The 16130-nt window shown below is 36.3% G+C and carries 17 protein-coding genes; all 17 read right to left on the bottom strand.

Annotated features, from left to right (window positions below):
* Positions 1–21: 21 nt before the first annotated feature.
* Positions 22–1689, bottom strand: coding sequence for a BatD family protein (locus HZI73_RS08600; protein ID WP_212697838.1), 1668 nt, complete (start codon positions 1687–1689; stop codon positions 22–24).
* Complete coding sequence (locus HZI73_RS08595; protein ID WP_212697837.1) at positions 1679–2542, bottom strand: hypothetical protein; 864 nt, start codon at positions 2540–2542, stop codon at positions 1679–1681. Before HZI73_RS08595 ends, HZI73_RS08600 begins: the two co-directional genes overlap by 11 nt.
* On the bottom strand, positions 2539–3522 hold the full coding sequence (locus HZI73_RS08590) for a vWA domain-containing protein (RefSeq protein ID WP_246552418.1): 984 nt from the start codon (positions 3520–3522) through the stop codon (positions 2539–2541). Before HZI73_RS08590 ends, HZI73_RS08595 begins: the two co-directional genes overlap by 4 nt.
* Positions 3523–3565: 43 nt before the next feature.
* Positions 3566–4531 carry a vWA domain-containing protein gene (locus tag HZI73_RS08585; RefSeq protein ID WP_212697836.1) on the bottom strand — a complete coding sequence of 322 codons (966 nt, stop codon included), beginning with the start codon at positions 4529–4531 and terminating at the stop codon, positions 3566–3568.
* Complete coding sequence (locus HZI73_RS08580) at positions 4528–5319, bottom strand: hypothetical protein (protein ID WP_212697835.1); 792 nt, start codon at positions 5317–5319, stop codon at positions 4528–4530. Before HZI73_RS08580 ends, HZI73_RS08585 begins: the two co-directional genes overlap by 4 nt.
* Positions 5316–6137, bottom strand: coding sequence for a DUF58 domain-containing protein (locus HZI73_RS08575; RefSeq protein ID WP_212697834.1), 822 nt, complete (start codon positions 6135–6137; stop codon positions 5316–5318). Before HZI73_RS08575 ends, HZI73_RS08580 begins: the two co-directional genes overlap by 4 nt.
* Positions 6138–6282: 145 nt before the next feature.
* Complete coding sequence (locus tag HZI73_RS08570) at positions 6283–7239, bottom strand: AAA family ATPase (protein WP_246552416.1); 957 nt, start codon at positions 7237–7239, stop codon at positions 6283–6285.
* Between the two features lie 304 nt (positions 7240–7543).
* Positions 7544–8776: an MFS transporter gene (locus HZI73_RS08565; RefSeq protein ID WP_212697833.1), complete on the bottom strand. Its 1233-nt coding sequence runs from the start codon at positions 8774–8776 to the stop codon at positions 7544–7546.
* A 149-nt stretch (positions 8777–8925) separates the two neighbouring features.
* Positions 8926–9543 (bottom strand): carboxypeptidase regulatory-like domain-containing protein, encoded by a 618-nt coding sequence (locus HZI73_RS08560; RefSeq protein ID WP_212697832.1) that lies wholly within the window; start codon positions 9541–9543, stop codon positions 8926–8928.
* A 193-nt stretch (positions 9544–9736) separates the two neighbouring features.
* The gene (locus HZI73_RS08555) at positions 9737–10546 is read right to left on the bottom strand and encodes a DUF2785 domain-containing protein (RefSeq protein ID WP_212697831.1); all 810 of its coding nucleotides are present in this window, start codon (positions 10544–10546) and stop codon (positions 9737–9739) included.
* Positions 10547–10712: 166 nt separating this feature from the next.
* Positions 10713–11657, bottom strand: a complete 945-nt coding sequence (locus HZI73_RS08550) for a helix-turn-helix transcriptional regulator (RefSeq protein WP_212697830.1) — start codon at positions 11655–11657, stop codon at positions 10713–10715.
* Between the two features lie 253 nt (positions 11658–11910).
* The gene (locus tag HZI73_RS08545) at positions 11911–12837 is read right to left on the bottom strand and encodes a GTP-binding protein (protein ID WP_212697829.1); all 927 of its coding nucleotides are present in this window, start codon (positions 12835–12837) and stop codon (positions 11911–11913) included.
* A gap of 208 nt (positions 12838–13045) precedes the next feature.
* Complete coding sequence (locus HZI73_RS08540) at positions 13046–13609, bottom strand: HD domain-containing protein (protein ID WP_212697828.1); 564 nt, start codon at positions 13607–13609, stop codon at positions 13046–13048.
* 11 nt (positions 13610–13620) lie between these two features.
* The gene (locus tag HZI73_RS08535; protein WP_212697827.1) at positions 13621–14175 is read right to left on the bottom strand and encodes a 2'-5' RNA ligase family protein; all 555 of its coding nucleotides are present in this window, start codon (positions 14173–14175) and stop codon (positions 13621–13623) included.
* A 173-nt stretch (positions 14176–14348) separates the two neighbouring features.
* A complete protein-coding gene (locus tag HZI73_RS08530; protein WP_212697826.1) occupies positions 14349–14621 on the bottom strand; it encodes a hypothetical protein in 273 nt (90 codons plus the stop codon).
* 146 nt (positions 14622–14767) lie between these two features.
* Positions 14768–15526, bottom strand: coding sequence for a molybdopterin-guanine dinucleotide biosynthesis protein MobB (locus tag HZI73_RS08525; RefSeq protein WP_212697825.1), 759 nt, complete (start codon positions 15524–15526; stop codon positions 14768–14770).
* A gap of 81 nt (positions 15527–15607) precedes the next feature.
* Positions 15608–16129 carry a molybdopterin-dependent oxidoreductase gene (locus tag HZI73_RS08520; protein ID WP_212697824.1) on the bottom strand — a complete coding sequence of 174 codons (522 nt, stop codon included), beginning with the start codon at positions 16127–16129 and terminating at the stop codon, positions 15608–15610.
* Position 16130 lies beyond the last annotated feature (1 nt).

Genomic DNA, 16130 nt, shown 5'->3' with positions numbered 1-16130 from the left:
CGACGAGATGTACTTATCATCTCAACACATCTGCTTTTTCTTTTTTATCTCCTGATAGATGTTCTTCATCATCTCTTTTATGTGACTATTGGATTTTTGCTCTTGCTGAAAATTGTTTTCCATCATATCCATCATATCAAAAACAGACGCTACTACTGTTGGGTTAAGAATGTGTTGCTTAATATCTTCTCGGCTAGAAGCTTTTATACTGATGTGATACCGATACTTAATCATATCATTCAGTATATTGTAATAATCTTGATTATCCTTAGCTTTCTTCACACGCTCATAGATGGCTTGTAAGGGTTTATCCCGTTTTCTATTTTTCATTCGCATATAATAGAAGATTGCAAGTATCGTGATTAGCAAGAGTATGATTACTATACCTGTGTAGACATGACTTTTCTTTAATGTAAAGTAAGCCTCATCCAATTGTACTGGATTAATCTGATTAATAATCATCTGTTGGCGTTCTACTACCCCAGCATTACCCGTTTGTGATGCCACTGTTGGCATGGTCCCATTCACTGTAATGGTTTTTCCAGAAATCACAGCATCTTGATAAGTTTCCGTAACCACATCAAAATAGGTGATCTGTATAGGGTTAATGGTTATTTCACCTGTAGCTTTGGGAACAAGAATCATTTCAAATCCTTTTTCTGCCACATAATCGTTGCCTATTACGTCTTCTCTTAGGTCTTTCTCTGTCTCATACACTGTAAAGTTATCCATATCTTTTGGAAAGATGCTATCCACCAATTCTAAGTTACTATTACCGGATAACTTCACATGAAGTGACAGGGATTGTCCATAAGCTACTTCTTCTTGGCTATATGTTGCTTGTACATCCAGTTGTCCAATGAGTCCTGTAAAATCTTTTGGTTGATTCTCTGTTGGTAATGGCTGTATTTGAACATCCAACGCATCCGAGTTCAAATACATGGATTTTCCTTGACTGAAAAAATCACCTGTACTTAAAATGACTTCAAGTTGATAGGACGGAATGTTCATAGCCCCTGAAGTAGTAGGACTAAGAATCATTTTCTTGACTTCATACTTGACATATTTCTTCCCATCAATGGTGACATAATTACTTTTCAATTGTTCTTCCGAAAAATCCTTGGTTATGAAACCATCTAATTGAACCATATCTTTGAATCCATAGTGATCAATTCTATAACGTGAATACAATTCATAGGTCAACACAAGTTTTTCACCAAAATAGGCGTTCTCTTTGGACAAGTTGGTTTTCAGAAAGATATCTTCTGTTTCACCATCTAATTTGCTGCTCTGCTCGCTTACATGAACCTCTAGCGCATTGGTTTCATAAGTCTTCCCTTCATATTCCACATAGCCAATTAAGGTAAAGTCTCCTGTGGTTTTAGGCATAAGAGCATAATTCACTTGTATGGATTGAGTGGTCTTCCCATTAACGATGCTTGTGTTCTGGGATTGCCCACTGGATAAAATCTCAAAATGCTCAATACCTTCAATGGACTTCAGTCTTCCCCCATTGATATTTTCCAAGGTTAACGTCATGTTCGTACTGACGCCAAGTTCAAGGTTAAGGCTATCCATATCCAAACGTATACGGGCTTCCTCCGCTTGAATAGACATGGTTTGCATGATGATGATTAGAAAAAACAGGCTTAATAAAACTGCTTTTCTCAATTGTCGTTTACCAATCATTTGCTTCCTCCTTACCTTGATTTATAACGGCTTGGTTATTCTTAAGGCTTTCTTTTTCTTGTTGTTCCAGCATCCTTAGCACTTGTTCTATAGCTTGACGCTCTTGCTCCGATTCTTCATCTTGTTCACCGGCTTGACCCTGCTGGTCTTGCTGTTGCTGCTCATCTTCTTGTTGGTCTTGGTTGTCGCTACTTTGAGACTTATTTTCTTCATCTTGATTCTCTTGGTCTTGATTGTCGCTATCTTGATTTTCTTGGTTTTCTTCGTTTTCCTGATTTTGGTTCTGGTCGTCCTGATTCTCTTGGCCTTCTTGATTGTCCTGATTCTGATCGTCTTGATTTTCTTGTTGGTCCTGATTTTCATCTTCATTCTGATCGTCTTGATTTTGCTGCTCCTGCTGATCCTCAATCAATTTTTTTAGATATTCATAATTATACTTTAATGGAATATGACCAGGGTCAGCTTTTATGCCCAATAAATATTGCTCAAGGGCTTGTTGATAGGTTTGCATCTGCTGGTTTGGGTCCTGCATCCCACTCCCCAGTCGATAATATGCATTACCTAACATCATGTAGCTATTCTCTGTTTGACTAAAATGCTCGATGGCTTGTTCATAATCCTTCATGGCATAAGCTACTAGGCCTAAATTATACTGTAACAGGGGATGTTTTTCCTCTTTTTCTATAACGCCTTCATAAGCTTCTTTGGCTTTTTCATAGGCTTCTTCCTGATAATATCCATTACCCGTGGCCAGGGCTTGGGATACGTTCTGATTAAGCTTAATTATGCTTGTAATGATTAGCAATGTCATTAAAACCATCACCAAACCCGATACGATAAAAACACGTTTCATATCTTCTGCCTCCTAACGGGTACAAGGTAAGCTATTAAGAATAGGCTTAATCCCATACCGAGAAAGTAAGGATATAATTGTTGATATTGATTAATTTCCTTTGTGGTGTTACCATCCTTTTTTAAGGATGCAATGCTGGACAAAAAGGCATTGACCTCATGAGCATCCATGGTTGAAGCATAATATGCACCATGACCAATCTTGGCCAGCCCTTTCAACGTGGCATCATTCAGCTTCGACATGACAGGATTACCGTTCTTGTCCTTTTTATAATCGGTGACTTGACCTGTCTCATTATATATGGGAATAAGTCCACCTTCACTGGTTCCTACTCCTATAGCATATACTTTTAACTGGTCATCCATGATTGCCTTAAGGGCCTCTTCACTCTCTTTATCATGTTCCTCACCATCACTGATAATGAGAATAACTTTATCACCTAAGGTTGTCCGTTCAAAGGAGTCATACGCTAATTTAATGGCTTTTCCTACATCACTGCCGCCTCCACCGATCATGTCCGTATCCACCACATCTAAAAACATCTTAGCCATGTTGTAATCATCCGTTAGTGGCATCTGAATATAAGCCGAGGAAGAAAAAGGTATAAAACCGATACGATCACCATCCAACGACGCTAGAATATGATGCACAATCTGTTTTTCGCGTTCTAATCGATTGGGCAGAGTATCTTCTACCAACATACTTTTGGATGTATCCAGTAAGACATAGATATCCAAACGCTCACGCTTCACTTCCATGGTACCTGTTAGTTTCTGAGGTCCAAGGAGTGCAATACATAGGAGGACTAAGCTTACGACGATTATCACAATCCGTATTTTTTCGTATTTCATGGTTAGATTTAAACGCATTTTGGTTAAAATGCCCGCTTTTTTTCGCCTGCCCAAAACCAATATGAGCAGAACAATAATGGGAATAACCATGTATATATAATGATTAGGATATTTAAATATCTGGGACACTATTCTCTACTCCTTCTTATCAATCTCTGATTAATCTAAGTTATTAGGGAATCTGAATATAATAATAGCGATCTAAGAATAGGCCAAGGGCAAGTACGATTAACCCTATCTTGATAAGCATATAAGCCAATTCATGATATTCTCTAAAATGATCGTGTTCAAAATTCGTTTTCTCTAACTGATTAATCGTCATAAATATATCTTCTAATGCCTTAGAATCCTTCGCTCGATAATACGCTCCACCTGTTGCCTCTGCTAAATCCTTCAATAGCTCCTCATTAAGACCACCTTCAATCTGCTGATACTGGGTCACACCGAAATAATCCACAGGTATAATCGTCTTATCTGTACCCACACCAATGGTATATATTTTAATACCCAAGTCTTTTGATAACTGGCTTGCTGTTAAGGGGTCTATGGCACCAGCATTATTATCACCATCTGTTACAAGAATCATAATCTTAGAAGCAGAATCACTTTTCTTCAAGCGATTCATACCGACGGATATGGCCATACCAATAGCCGTTCCCTGTTCTTTCACCGATGACACATCCACATCTTTAACGGAGCTCATAACCATGGTATGATCTAGGGTTAGGGGTATGCGGGTATAAGCATTTCCTGCAAAAACAACCAATGCCACTCTATCCTGCCGTCGTTCCTTAATAAAATCATTCATAGTCGACTTGGCGACCTCTAATCGATTGGGTTCAAAATCCACAGACTCCATAGAACCGGATACATCCAGTAACATGGCTATATCAATACCCTTCTCCATGAAAGGGTTCATATGCTTGGGGATTCTTGGTCGAGATAAGGCTATTATGAAAAGAATACTTCCTAGTAAAATCAAATATCGACCAATCTTATACCTGTATGACTTCTTACTACCTTGACGCTTTAAAAGGTTTACATCAGAAAACTTAAGGGATGACTGTTTTTTCTTTCGTAAGAAAAAATAGATAACAATGGGTATAAGCAATAAAACGTACCAATATGCTATTCTCATATAACGACCTCTTCTTTCTCATGAATAGATACCCCTATTTGTATGAGTTCTAAACGTAGTTGCTCTACCTGATCCTCATTCACTTGTACACCACTAAACTTATAGGTATCGCATTGGTTCAACCATTGTTTAACGATTCTTTGGTAGGGCTTAGTACTCTCAATATACTGAATTTCCATCATGATTTCTCCCGATGTTTTCCCTATAATCTTACATTGAAACACAACTTCCATGTATCCTTTAAGGATGGCAGTCATCTCCACTAAAGCTGAAGCTGTCGATATATCTACCGCTTCAAGAGCTGATTTGAATCGCTCATAAGGGGGCAATTCTTTTGCTTGACGGTTCCTAAGTTTACCAATAAGGAGGATACATCCGCTCAGAACAAACACACCAATGATGACCATGTAAAGTATGAACCAAGGAACGCTTTTTCCATCATCTCTTGGTGTCAAGTCGCCTTCAAATATATCATCTCTTGGCATGTCCTCTAGGGTGGAAGCTATGGCTATTGTTATATCTTGATTGCCTATTGCAATGGTGGTATCACCAGGTTCAAATGAACGAATTGTAACCTGATAACCTTCATTTGTTTCTTTGATATCAACAACATCAAACGCTGTGAGCGCCTCACGCAGTGCTTCTTCATCAACAGCCTGAGACTTAATGTCTAGGGTAATTAAATCCCCAATATAGATATTTCGCTCCTCTGCCATAATAGGCTTGGTCATGACACATAGGCAAATGAGGCATATAAGTAACGGGCGTTTAAAGCTTATATTTCTCATCTTAACCCTCTTTTCATAAAAAACATTTTTAATTTTTTGACATAATCTTCATTGGTGTAGATGGATATCATGTTATGTTTATTCAGGCTTTTAGCAGGTTCTAATGCGATTTGATTCTTATGATTATCCACCGTCATAATCTCTCCAGTTTCCAGGTCTTCGAAGGTATAGACTGCTCCTGATGGAATCCGTTCCTCAATAGGATCCATGACACGAATCATAATTAAATCATGCTTTCCAGACATGCTCTTAATGGCATCTTCATAACCTTCATCCATAAAATCGGATATCAGAAAGAGCACACTTCTTCTTTTCATAATGCGGTTATAATAGTCGAGAGCCTCTTTAATCTGGGTTCCTTTTGACCGAGGCGTATAACTTAAGATGGTATCAATGATGGATAACACATGTCGCTTGCCCTTCTGAGACGGAATAAACTTCTCAACTTTATCTGTAAAGAGAATCATGCCCACGCGATCGTTGTTTCGGTTGGCTGAAAAAGATAAAGTGGCACCAATCTCCGCAATTAATTCTTTTTTCCTTCCAAAATCATTGGAATGGGAGACATCAATCATCAGAAACATGTTTAATTCACGTTCTTCACTAAATTGTTTGACATAGGCTTGGTTATGCCTAGCCGTTACATTCCAATCTATATTTCTTACATCATCACCATGATAATATTCTCGAATATCCTCAAATTCCATACCTTTACCTTTAAAACTTGATCGGTATTCACCTGAGAATATTTCATCCACTAATCTTTTGGATTTGATTTCGATATGTCTTATTTTTTTGACTAACGCTGCAGAAAGCACCTAAGTCACCTTCCTTCTCTTACAAAACACTATCTTGTATGTCTCATACCATAATCCCTTAATTTATATGTAATGTTATCCTATCTTCCATTGAGATAAATATTCTATACCTATGGATAAAAACTGCTTATTCCGGTTATGTAACCTAAGGCAAATTTATGGTATCAAGAATATCGCTTATCACATCCTCAACCTGTAAATCTTCTGCTTCCGCTTCATAGGTTAGTAACACACGATGTCTAAGCACATCATAGACCATTGCCTTCACGTCGTCTGGCAAGACATAGTCACGGCCTTCTAAGAATGCTCTGCCTTTTGCTGCTTTTATCAGGTTAATGGATGCTCGAGGTGATGCACCACTTGCTATGTAAGGTGAGGGTTCTCTGGTTTTTAATACAATATCTAAAACATAATTCTTGATATGTTCATCAATAAAGATATCGTTAATCTGCTCTCGTAATCCCATGATCTCCTGTGCGGAGATAATTTTATGCATGGATGGTGTCTTATAATTGCCTGTTGTAAAGCGATCAATAATTTCACTTTCTTCATTTCGTGAAGGGTATTTGATTTTAAGCTTCAACATAAAACGATCTTGTTGTGCTTCTGGTAATGGATAGGTACCCTGCTGTTCCAATGGATTCTGTGTAGCTATGACTAAGAATGGCAGGTCAAGCTGATAGGTGGTGTCGCCAATGGTGACTTGTTTTTCTTGCATGGCTTCCAGTAAAGCCGATTGCACTTTTGCTGGAGCTCGATTAATCTCATCTGCAAGAACCAGATTGGAGAAGATGGCTCCTTGTTTGATAACAAACTCGCCTGTTTTTTGATGGTAAATTTCCGTACCTAATATATCAGCAGGAAGCAGGTCAGGTGTAAACTGAATACGTTGAAAATCAATTCCAACTGCTTCAGCTATTGTACTGGCTGTTAATGTCTTAGCCAGTCCTGGTACCCCTTCCAGTAAAATATGTCCTCCAGTTAATAAACCGATGATGATTCGGTCAACCATATAGGCTTGTCCAATAATCACCTTACCAATTTCTTCTCGCAGATTGGTAATTAAGTGCTCATTTGTTACTGTCATGTTGTTCTCCATCATATACCTCCTAAGTACTTAGAACTGTATCCTCGTTAAACACAGCTTATTTCAATAGTCTATTCTATCATGAAGTCCTTGTTTTTTGCTACATAAAAAAACAATAACACCTATTTTCTGTATAATCAAATCTTTCACAAAAGAAAGGTTAATTATTGTCACGGGTATAATTATAACCAAATAAAGCCATGTATTCAATACATATATTGTATCTAAATTGTAAACAATTAATGAACACTAGACGTTAAAAACTCATTGTTCTTAACAGATAAAGTCTTCTTCTAACGGAATGAGATGTTTCTCCATCTTATTTCTTTTTAGGTTTTGGTGATACGATAGAAAATAATGCCGCTATTGCTGTTAACCCTATCATCATATAGGTAACTTGCTCATAATTGCCAATACGCTCATAGCCTGCTCCAATCATCATGGGACCTATGGCAGATCCGATGACTAATAATGTCATGGTGAGTCCGCTGATGGTGCTTAGGTGCTTCCTACCATAGTATTCTGGCCAGATAAGCCTTCGACATACATTCTGAAAGCCAGTAACAGCACCCGTCATAATGGCATATAGGATGATCATACCCATTGTTTTGGTGGTGGCTAATACATATAAAGCTATGCACTGTATGATGAAACTTACACCATAGATATGATGAACTTTTACCTTCTCAAGTACCATACCCGCAATAAATGTAGCTGGAAATGAACATAATCCTATCACACTAAGGGTCATTGCCGCTACTTCTGGTCCTAACGCTTTTGAAGCCATAATAGAAACTAAGTGAAAGTACAAACCTGTTCCAACGAGAGCAGGTATGGATTGGCTGAATGCCATTCTCCAAAATCCACCTGATACCACCGTTTCCTTAAGAGTCCAACCATCACGATCATCGGATTCCTGTGTGGTTACAGCATTTTCCTGTTCTACATTTGCAGGCTTATCATACAGAAAGAGATAGATTAAAGGTATGAAAATTATGCATAATAATCCTCCCCATACAAACCAAATACGACGCCAAGGCATAAGGGATAATAAGTATGTATTGATGGGTGGTATCACAACCGAACCTACCACACCTCCTAACGTGACAAGACTAAGTGCCATAGCACGCTTACGGGTAAACCAATTAGGAACTAAGGTGGAAGGTAATAACACCATGGAACCCTGTCCAAATAAGCGTAAGCAGAAAAAAGCCAATATCAATAACATGGCTGATGGTAACACCCCCATGGCAAAACATGTAACGCCTAACAAGCTACCTATTATTAATGTCATTCTACGATGTCCCCATCGATCAATCTGTCGTCCTATTAACATCAGTAATAAACCTGCACATAATGTGGCTCCCGAATAGTAAACGGATACGGTGGTACGGCTTAAGTTAAAACTTTCAATAAAATGCTCTGTAAACCCTGATATGAAATATGTTTGTCCTGGTCCTGAGAAAAACACGGTGAGTACAGATAATGCTACGATTACCCATGGATATCGCGTATTCTTCTTATAGGCTTCATGTATTCTGCTTCTAATCATAATGTCTCCTTCTGTATAAGTATCATCATTCAATAGTTATTCTAGTTATTATAACAAATAAATGATAAATGTCTACTTCAATATGTTAACAAGCATTGTGAAAACCTTCTCTTACATTACTACTTTTCAATAATTCTTCAAAATGTATATTATTCTTTGAGACTTGGACTCCAATGATGCATTCCATAATTTTGATTTTCAGGTTGTTTTTTTAACCCAACTAACTCTGCATAATAATCTAGCATATCAAACACCGTAAATCTATGAAACTCTCCGTTTTTATACGAAGGCTCATTTCTTCTTTCCGCTACAATGGGATTCATTATTATTGTTTTATGATTTATTGTGTTTTTATATTCATTAACTGGCACATTAAAATGAATGGTTTCATTATAGCCATCAGCAACAGTTATTACTGTAATCGTTCCTATCTTCCTGTTTTTAAATCTTGGATCTCTGTTAACTGATACAGTGGTTTTCCAGATTCCTTTTTCACTTGTTAAGCCTGATTGCATAATAACTCCAGTATTATCATTAATAAGAATAATTCTAGCATTCTTTATCGGTACATATGACTTATCACTTATAACTACACTCCCTTCAATAAAATATTTAACTTTAAATACCATATCTGAAGTTATCGTATTATTATCTTTGGAAAAGACAGATAGTAAATCTAAAATAGGCATTAAAGACATACCAGCTAATAGTAATAAAAGATATTTGATTATTATTAAAAATATGCGTTTTCTAATCATGAGTATCATCTAATCATCCCCCAGTATTATATATATTTTGAGAAGTATGTATTAATACATCAAACTTCACGGTCTATTTCCTGCCCAATAAACAAAAAAAAGACCATAAGAAAGCTACTTTTCTTATGGCAATTTTGTTCATATTAAACCAAGTATTATACTAAGGTTATGTTGTATTAAACGCTCATTTATTCTTACAGACTTAATACCTTACTGAAAACTCTTCAATCATAACATTGTCTATTACGTCAATAATCTCACGATCATATCCTGATTTTCTTAATCTAAAATATAAGCTTCTTAGAAAGTTTTTTACATTGCCATTCTTAAGACAGACAACATCATAATCTCCTTCTTCCTTTTTAAAGCTTTTTACCCAGTTAATGATATCTACTTTGTTCAACTGGTCATTTCTAAATATGGTTTCTGTTGTTCTTGCCATTCTTTCATCTTCACCATGGATATAACCGTACTTACTGACTCCAATTTTTGCTTGAATTAAAGCTAGTAGTTTCTTTAATTCCATCTCCGTAACTTGTTGATGCTGTGCAAAGCTGTTGAGTGCATCGGATAAATGTGCTGTTGCATGTGCCCATCCTTTACCTTGTACATATCCTCTATAATCCACTTCTTCATAGCCATATCTTATCAGCGGTTCTAATACGGCATGATAGTCAAAATCTTGAAGTTTATACCCCAATACTCCTACGATAAGCACTGAAAACGTTCGAGTAAAGACAGAATCATTATCTTCTTTACCTACACCATAGAAGAGGTATTTTTCTGACATAAGCTGTTCCAATAGCCATTTTTGTTTATCGTCTGAAAGGTAGTCCTTATCAATTAACGTCCATAGACATTCAAGCACTAAATGATCCCTTAATACAGGATCAATATGACCAATATGTGTTAGCAAGTCTTCCAATAATGCGTCGTTGTTGATGTCAGCAGGTATCTTCCATTCGTTATCACGAATAGGTGCCAAGAATTCTTTTAATGCCTTATCATTCATTTTATCACCTTTTCCTTTAAATTACTCAGATAGAATTATCATCTCTTTATATTCTTTGTCTTTTACATTACCTTACACTCTGCTTTTCTTATTTTAACAAAACAACTCTGACAAGGTCATGTCAGAGTTGTTTTATTAATGAAAAAATCCTATTTCTAGTCTTCATCTATTGATTATACTTCTGTAAAGTTTTGTGACAACAGGCTTTAATGCTATCAATACATTCCCTAGGTTCTAAAATTGTTACTTCATCATGATTTTCGATAGCTAATAAGATGTATTCAATCAAATAATCCGTTTCTACAGTTATTTCTACCTTTTCTCTAAGCTTAATCATGTCACCATTATACAGTATCGCATCGTTTTTCATCACTTCATACAGGTGCTTATCCATTTCCAGCCGAACTTTATATTTTTTATGTGATTGTTTTAATTTATGATTATAAGCATCCACAACTCTTTGAGTATAATCCATATGTGATAATGCTATCTCTTTGATTCTATCTAATCGAAAACAGCGGTCACCTTTTCTAAGGTGACAGTAACCATATAAAAACCATCCACCACTATTAAACATCAGGCGATAAGGTGTCACCCTTCTTTTAATCTGCTCATTTCTTAACGGTGTATAGTAAGTCATGATTAAGTCTTTATAAGTCATAAAACTCTCAATGATACCTTCAAATAAACCATCACAGTAACAATCTGGTAATATTCTTTCCATGTTAAGGCCTACCCTGAGGAGTATTTTTTGAAATTGTTCTTTTTTTTGCTCATCCAGCATATTGAGTAGTTTATGTGTCAATGTCTCAGAAGTTTTATCCATATTGGGTACTTTTATAGCTTTACCTGCTTGGATACATAGGAGTAGATATAATATTTCTTTATCATCAAGACGCAGGCTGGGTAGAAAATAGTTATCCTGTATTCGGTAACCACCTTCATAACCTTCATAGGATACAATGGGCACTTTTAGCTGGGCTAAAGCATCCATATCTCTATAAATGGTACGCTCACTAACCTCAAAAAAGTCGGCTAATGCTTTAGCCGTCATTTTTTTATTTTCTTTTAAGGCATAGATAATGCCTGTAAGGCGTTCTAGCTTTTTCATGTACGTTCCTCTTTTTTTAGTTATTTCTCTTCATCATTGTATTTGTTATTGTCATTATTACCTGAACATTATACTTTCAGTAAATACAATGATATAAATCAAGCACATAATCCATGGATTCATTATAAGCCATGCTTATTATAATTTCAATATGACCTTTAAGATAGCAAATTTGATTAAAAAAGTACATAGAAAAGCTGATAAGCTTTATTTTTCTCTTATCAGCTGTTGCATTAACTTACACTTGTACCCTTTATTCCATTTTAATATCCACTTGCCCTTTTAAAGCATCGGGCATCATTTCTTGTATACGTGTGATGAGTTTCGTACCTACATTGGATATAAGTACAATTTTATTATTGTCTTCACTGGGGTCGTTATACTCACATACCTTTAGATGGTCCTGTACCCCATCTATTTTATACGTGATGTGGTCTAAGCTTAATAATCCCTTTATGCGATGACAGAAAGGTTTAATCTGTTCAAATAGCTGCATGACGTCTTCTATCTTCACATTTTCTTGGTTAAACATCAGTGTTAACGTTCTAGGACGGTTACTTTCTGTGTTGGATGTTTCACCTGGTTGTTGACTAAATGCGTGACCAATATTAAGTTCTGTGGCATCCACTTGCCCATAAGTGGTTTCAATAAGCTTTGCTTGATGATTGAGTTCAACAATGATTTTTCTAATCTTATCCTTTGTTGCTTCATCAATCAGATCGGTTTTATTTAAAATAATGGTTTGGCTGTGACGAACCTGATTAGCAACACTTACCATCATCTCATATTCTTTTAGAAAATGCAGACAATCAATGATACATATGGAACCTTCATAAGAAAACTCTTGTGAACACTGGCTTTTTAATAACGCCATAATGGTCAACATGTTGGATGGGTCTGCAAGCCCTGAACTCTCAATATAAATACAATCCAGCTCTTTTGATATAAGCTCCCTTAGACCTTCTATAAAATGGTCTTTTAGACAGCTGCAAAAAATAGAGCCGTTGGTCAATTCAATCATGTCCATGTTATCATCTTGAATCAATGTGCCATCAATGCTGGTTTTACCAAATTCATTCATGAGAACACCCGTTTTATGGGTATTACTTTTCAATTGATTTTGAAGGAATGTTGTTTTCCCAGAACCTAAAAATCCTGTTATCAGATACACCTTTGTCATATCGAGCACCTACCATCTTTTTAACCGATTAATTGTATCGAACACTACTGTTATTTTCTTACTATAAGTTTAACGAATTCTGGCTTCTTTTTCTAGCAGTATCCTGTTCAATTTTGTACTATTTTGTGTATTTTACTAAGGCAAAAAGGCTGTCTTATATAAGGAAATAAGACAACCTCTTCATGTGTTGACATATTTATTTTTTCTACTACCCTAATAAACTATACCCTTCCTTTTGAATCTTTGCTTCATGTTCCATTAACCCTTTGACGATAATGTCCACATGTTCAGCAAATTCAATACCAAGGGGTTCTATAGATGCAACTAATTCTTCACGGTCAACAGCCTTAGCAAACGTCTTGGTTTTCATCTTTTTCTTAACAGACTTTGCTTTTAAACCTTCAAGCCTTGTTGGCCGCATTAAGGCAACGGCTATAATGAAACTTGCCATTTCATCTACGGCATGGAGGCATTGGCGTTGTTTCGTATCTCGGGGTATACTTGAATGAGAACCATGGGATAAAATAGATTGAATAAAATCATCATCTAAATCTGTATCCTTTAACAATTCTGGTGCATGATGAGGATGCTCGTCCGGATATGCTTCAAAATCAATATCATGAAGTAATCCCAATAAACCCCACTCATGCTCATCCTCACCAAATTTTCTCGCATAAGCCATCATAGCTGCCTCAACGGCTAATGAATGTCGCAAAACCCGGTCTGTCTTTACATGTTTTTTTAATAAGAATAACGCTTCTTCACGTGTCATATTAACCTCCTCTATGGCACTAATCTCTCTGAAAATAGTGTTTTAGCAGAAACATATTGATGGCCATCATGTAATACCTCAACAACCCCTATTTCAACGATATGTCCTTTCAATGGTTTAAAATCTTTTAGCAGATAATTTATAACATCGGTTATAGCGTTATTATCTAAACCAAATGCAAAGGTACAATGAGCGTCCCAGTTACCAGGGATATAATATTGACTTTGGTTATGATATTGTTGAAAATTATTGTGATATGCCTTATGAAAATCCAATAGTTCTGTTGTAATGGTCGGCTTTAAAAATACAGTTCCAGTTGTTGGAAACGTCCCGATGATATCAAATTTAAGTTCAATGGTATCACCATATCCTTTATAATACTCAGAAAAATGCTGTTGGAATTCTTGTAAATCCTCTAAATCATTGTATAATGCTAAGGATACATGCGGTCGAGTACCTTCCATGTCATATAAGCTGGATGCTATGTGATTCAACGATATTTCCTTCCACTTTCTTCTCACATAGTCTTCTACCTCTTCTGAAAAGAATAATTCAATTGCATACATGTTAAGCCCTCCTTTTTGTTAATATGATCAATAGCGCTCAAATAATATTTATGTAAGTATAACGAATAAAGAAAATATGTACAATACTTTTTTTATAGAAATAATGCAAAAGCTATGAGGTGCTCCATGGAATGATTCTTCATTAAGAGGATTTTAATCCTATACGCATAAAATTATAATCGCCAATCTGGTCCAAAAAGACTACCAAATCGTACCCAGCCTTCTTTCATAACACCATTCACTTCATAGTCTATTCTATAAACCATACGCCCTCTGCCCACGACATGAAAAGGACCAATGCCCGAAAAAAAGTTGCGTCTTTCATAACTTAATAACCTGCCACCCATGGACTCTATTTGTCTTTTAATCTTTGCTTCGTGTCCCACGACGTTTAGAAAATAGATACCTATTCCTATAACAATAAATATAACAACCATCACTTCCATTATAAGTCCTCCTATCATCATGTCACATATGTTGACTGGGTTCTTACTATGGTATGTATTATATAATTTTTTATCGGCTTTTTCAATTGCAGTATTGTTATGTGGTACATGATTAATAATCAGATATGCTAACTTTTTTATTAGAATCAATCATACTTATCATTTTGCATATCTATTGTAATGGTGCCATTGGACGTATAGCCCTCTAACTCCCCTACAACACCAAGTATCGCATTTTTTAATATCTTTTGAACAAAAGGTACCATGGTGATGACTTGACCATTTATCTTTAAGGTGATGTGTCCCTGTCCTATGACACAGTCCTGTCTTTTCTTCTGACCTTTTAAAATGCGTTTACATAGTTCTCTACAGCTATAACCACAAGCGTTACAACAGGCTTCATCATAATCAGGTAAGAGTTCAAAGGTCTTCTCTTCAATGATATCCACAAGTCTGCTCACATTTTTTATAGCACTTATAGCTTCATAACCTTTATAGTCATCCATGACATCAGCAATTTTTCCAGAAATGAGGAATGTGGTATCATCCCATTTTTCTTCGATGTCACTGACTTTATCAGCTGTTACGATTTTGGGGACAATAGAGTCACTGACCCCCTCAAGAATTAAATAATCCACATCATAAAAGCTGGCTATACGATGAATACCTAACCTTTCTTGAAAAAGTATATCCGTTTCGTGAAAACCTCTTGCTGTAATCAGTTCTGCACCTGCTTGTTTATGCCGATGGGTATTTGACCCTTCTGTATCCATTTCAAATTGTTCATAATGGATATCTTTTACGGTTCCAACGGAATAACGGCGTTTCTTAAGCTCCCTAATTATGCTCTCAATGGTTGTTGTTTTGCCAGACTTGGTATACCCTACAACAGAAAAAACCTTCATCCCTTACCTCCTATGTACATTGATATTTACATCTATCCCCATTACATAAATCCAATATTGACTCACCAAACGTCACTTCAACTACTTCAGTTCAGCTGAATAAGCATATTTACACCAATACTGGCTAAACGCGTCTTTTCTAATAATCATCTGATAGGGACCTTTCCCGCCATCTTCTCTGGTTCCAATTAATTCACCCTCCCGCATGTAAGCTAAATAGACATTATCATCTTCCATGACTTTATCCGTACTAACAGATACTACATACCCATCAATAGCAGAAACAATAACTGATGTCTTCCCTTGGAAACATACCTTAGCCTTTTCAAGGATAGTCTTTAACAGTACACCTGTATACGTATAAGGAATGGGGTCTTTGCCATTTGTTTTTAAATGAGCTTGAAAACGTTCTTCCCCCATGGCTTGAATCTCCACCATATTATAAGCAGCAATCTGTTGCCCATCATCATAAATAGTAAAGATGGCATCATCATTTAGCTTGGTTTTTCTAGCTGCATTTTCTTGGTTTAGATAAGCTGTGATCCCTACAACCAGCACTAAAAAGACCATGATACCTGTTATCATCATCGTACTCTTTTTCATA

It is taken from the genome of Vallitalea pronyensis (assembly GCF_018141445.1).
Lineage (GTDB): Bacteria > Bacillota > Clostridia > Lachnospirales > Vallitaleaceae > Vallitalea > Vallitalea pronyensis.
Note: the sequence above shows the minus strand (reverse complement) of the source record. Positions and strands in the feature narration are given on the sequence as shown.

Coding starts and splice junctions, on each gene's coding strand:
- HZI73_RS08520 (WP_212697824.1), bottom strand. CDS start 16,129: ATGAAAAAGAGTACGATGATGATAACAGGTATCATGGTCTTTTTAGTG.
- HZI73_RS08545 (WP_212697829.1), bottom strand. CDS start 12,837: ATGACAAAGGTGTATCTGATAACAGGATTTTTAGGTTCTGGGAAAACA.
- HZI73_RS08580 (WP_212697835.1), bottom strand. CDS start 5,319: ATGAGAAATATAAGCTTTAAACGCCCGTTACTTATATGCCTCATTTGC.
- HZI73_RS08600 (WP_212697838.1), bottom strand. CDS start 1,689: ATGATTGGTAAACGACAATTGAGAAAAGCAGTTTTATTAAGCCTGTTT.
- HZI73_RS08550 (WP_212697830.1), bottom strand. CDS start 11,657: ATGAAAAAGCTAGAACGCCTTACAGGCATTATCTATGCCTTAAAAGAA.
- HZI73_RS08585 (WP_212697836.1), bottom strand. CDS start 4,531: ATGAGAATAGCATATTGGTACGTTTTATTGCTTATACCCATTGTTATC.
- HZI73_RS08540 (WP_212697828.1), bottom strand. CDS start 13,609: ATGACACGTGAAGAAGCGTTATTCTTATTAAAAAAACATGTAAAGACA.
- HZI73_RS08535 (WP_212697827.1), bottom strand. CDS start 14,175: ATGTATGCAATTGAATTATTCTTTTCAGAAGAGGTAGAAGACTATGTG.
- HZI73_RS08565 (WP_212697833.1), bottom strand. CDS start 8,776: ATGATTAGAAGCAGAATACATGAAGCCTATAAGAAGAATACGCGATAT.
- HZI73_RS08560 (WP_212697832.1), bottom strand. CDS start 9,543: ATGATACTCATGATTAGAAAACGCATATTTTTAATAATAATCAAATAT.
- HZI73_RS08530 (WP_212697826.1), bottom strand. CDS start 14,621: ATGGAAGTGATGGTTGTTATATTTATTGTTATAGGAATAGGTATCTAT.
- HZI73_RS08595 (WP_212697837.1), bottom strand. CDS start 2,542: ATGAAACGTGTTTTTATCGTATCGGGTTTGGTGATGGTTTTAATGACA.
- HZI73_RS08555 (WP_212697831.1), bottom strand. CDS start 10,546: ATGAATGATAAGGCATTAAAAGAATTCTTGGCACCTATTCGTGATAAC.
- HZI73_RS08570 (WP_246552416.1), bottom strand. CDS start 7,239: ATGATGGAGAACAACATGACAGTAACAAATGAGCACTTAATTACCAAT.
- HZI73_RS08525 (WP_212697825.1), bottom strand. CDS start 15,526: ATGAAGGTTTTTTCTGTTGTAGGGTATACCAAGTCTGGCAAAACAACA.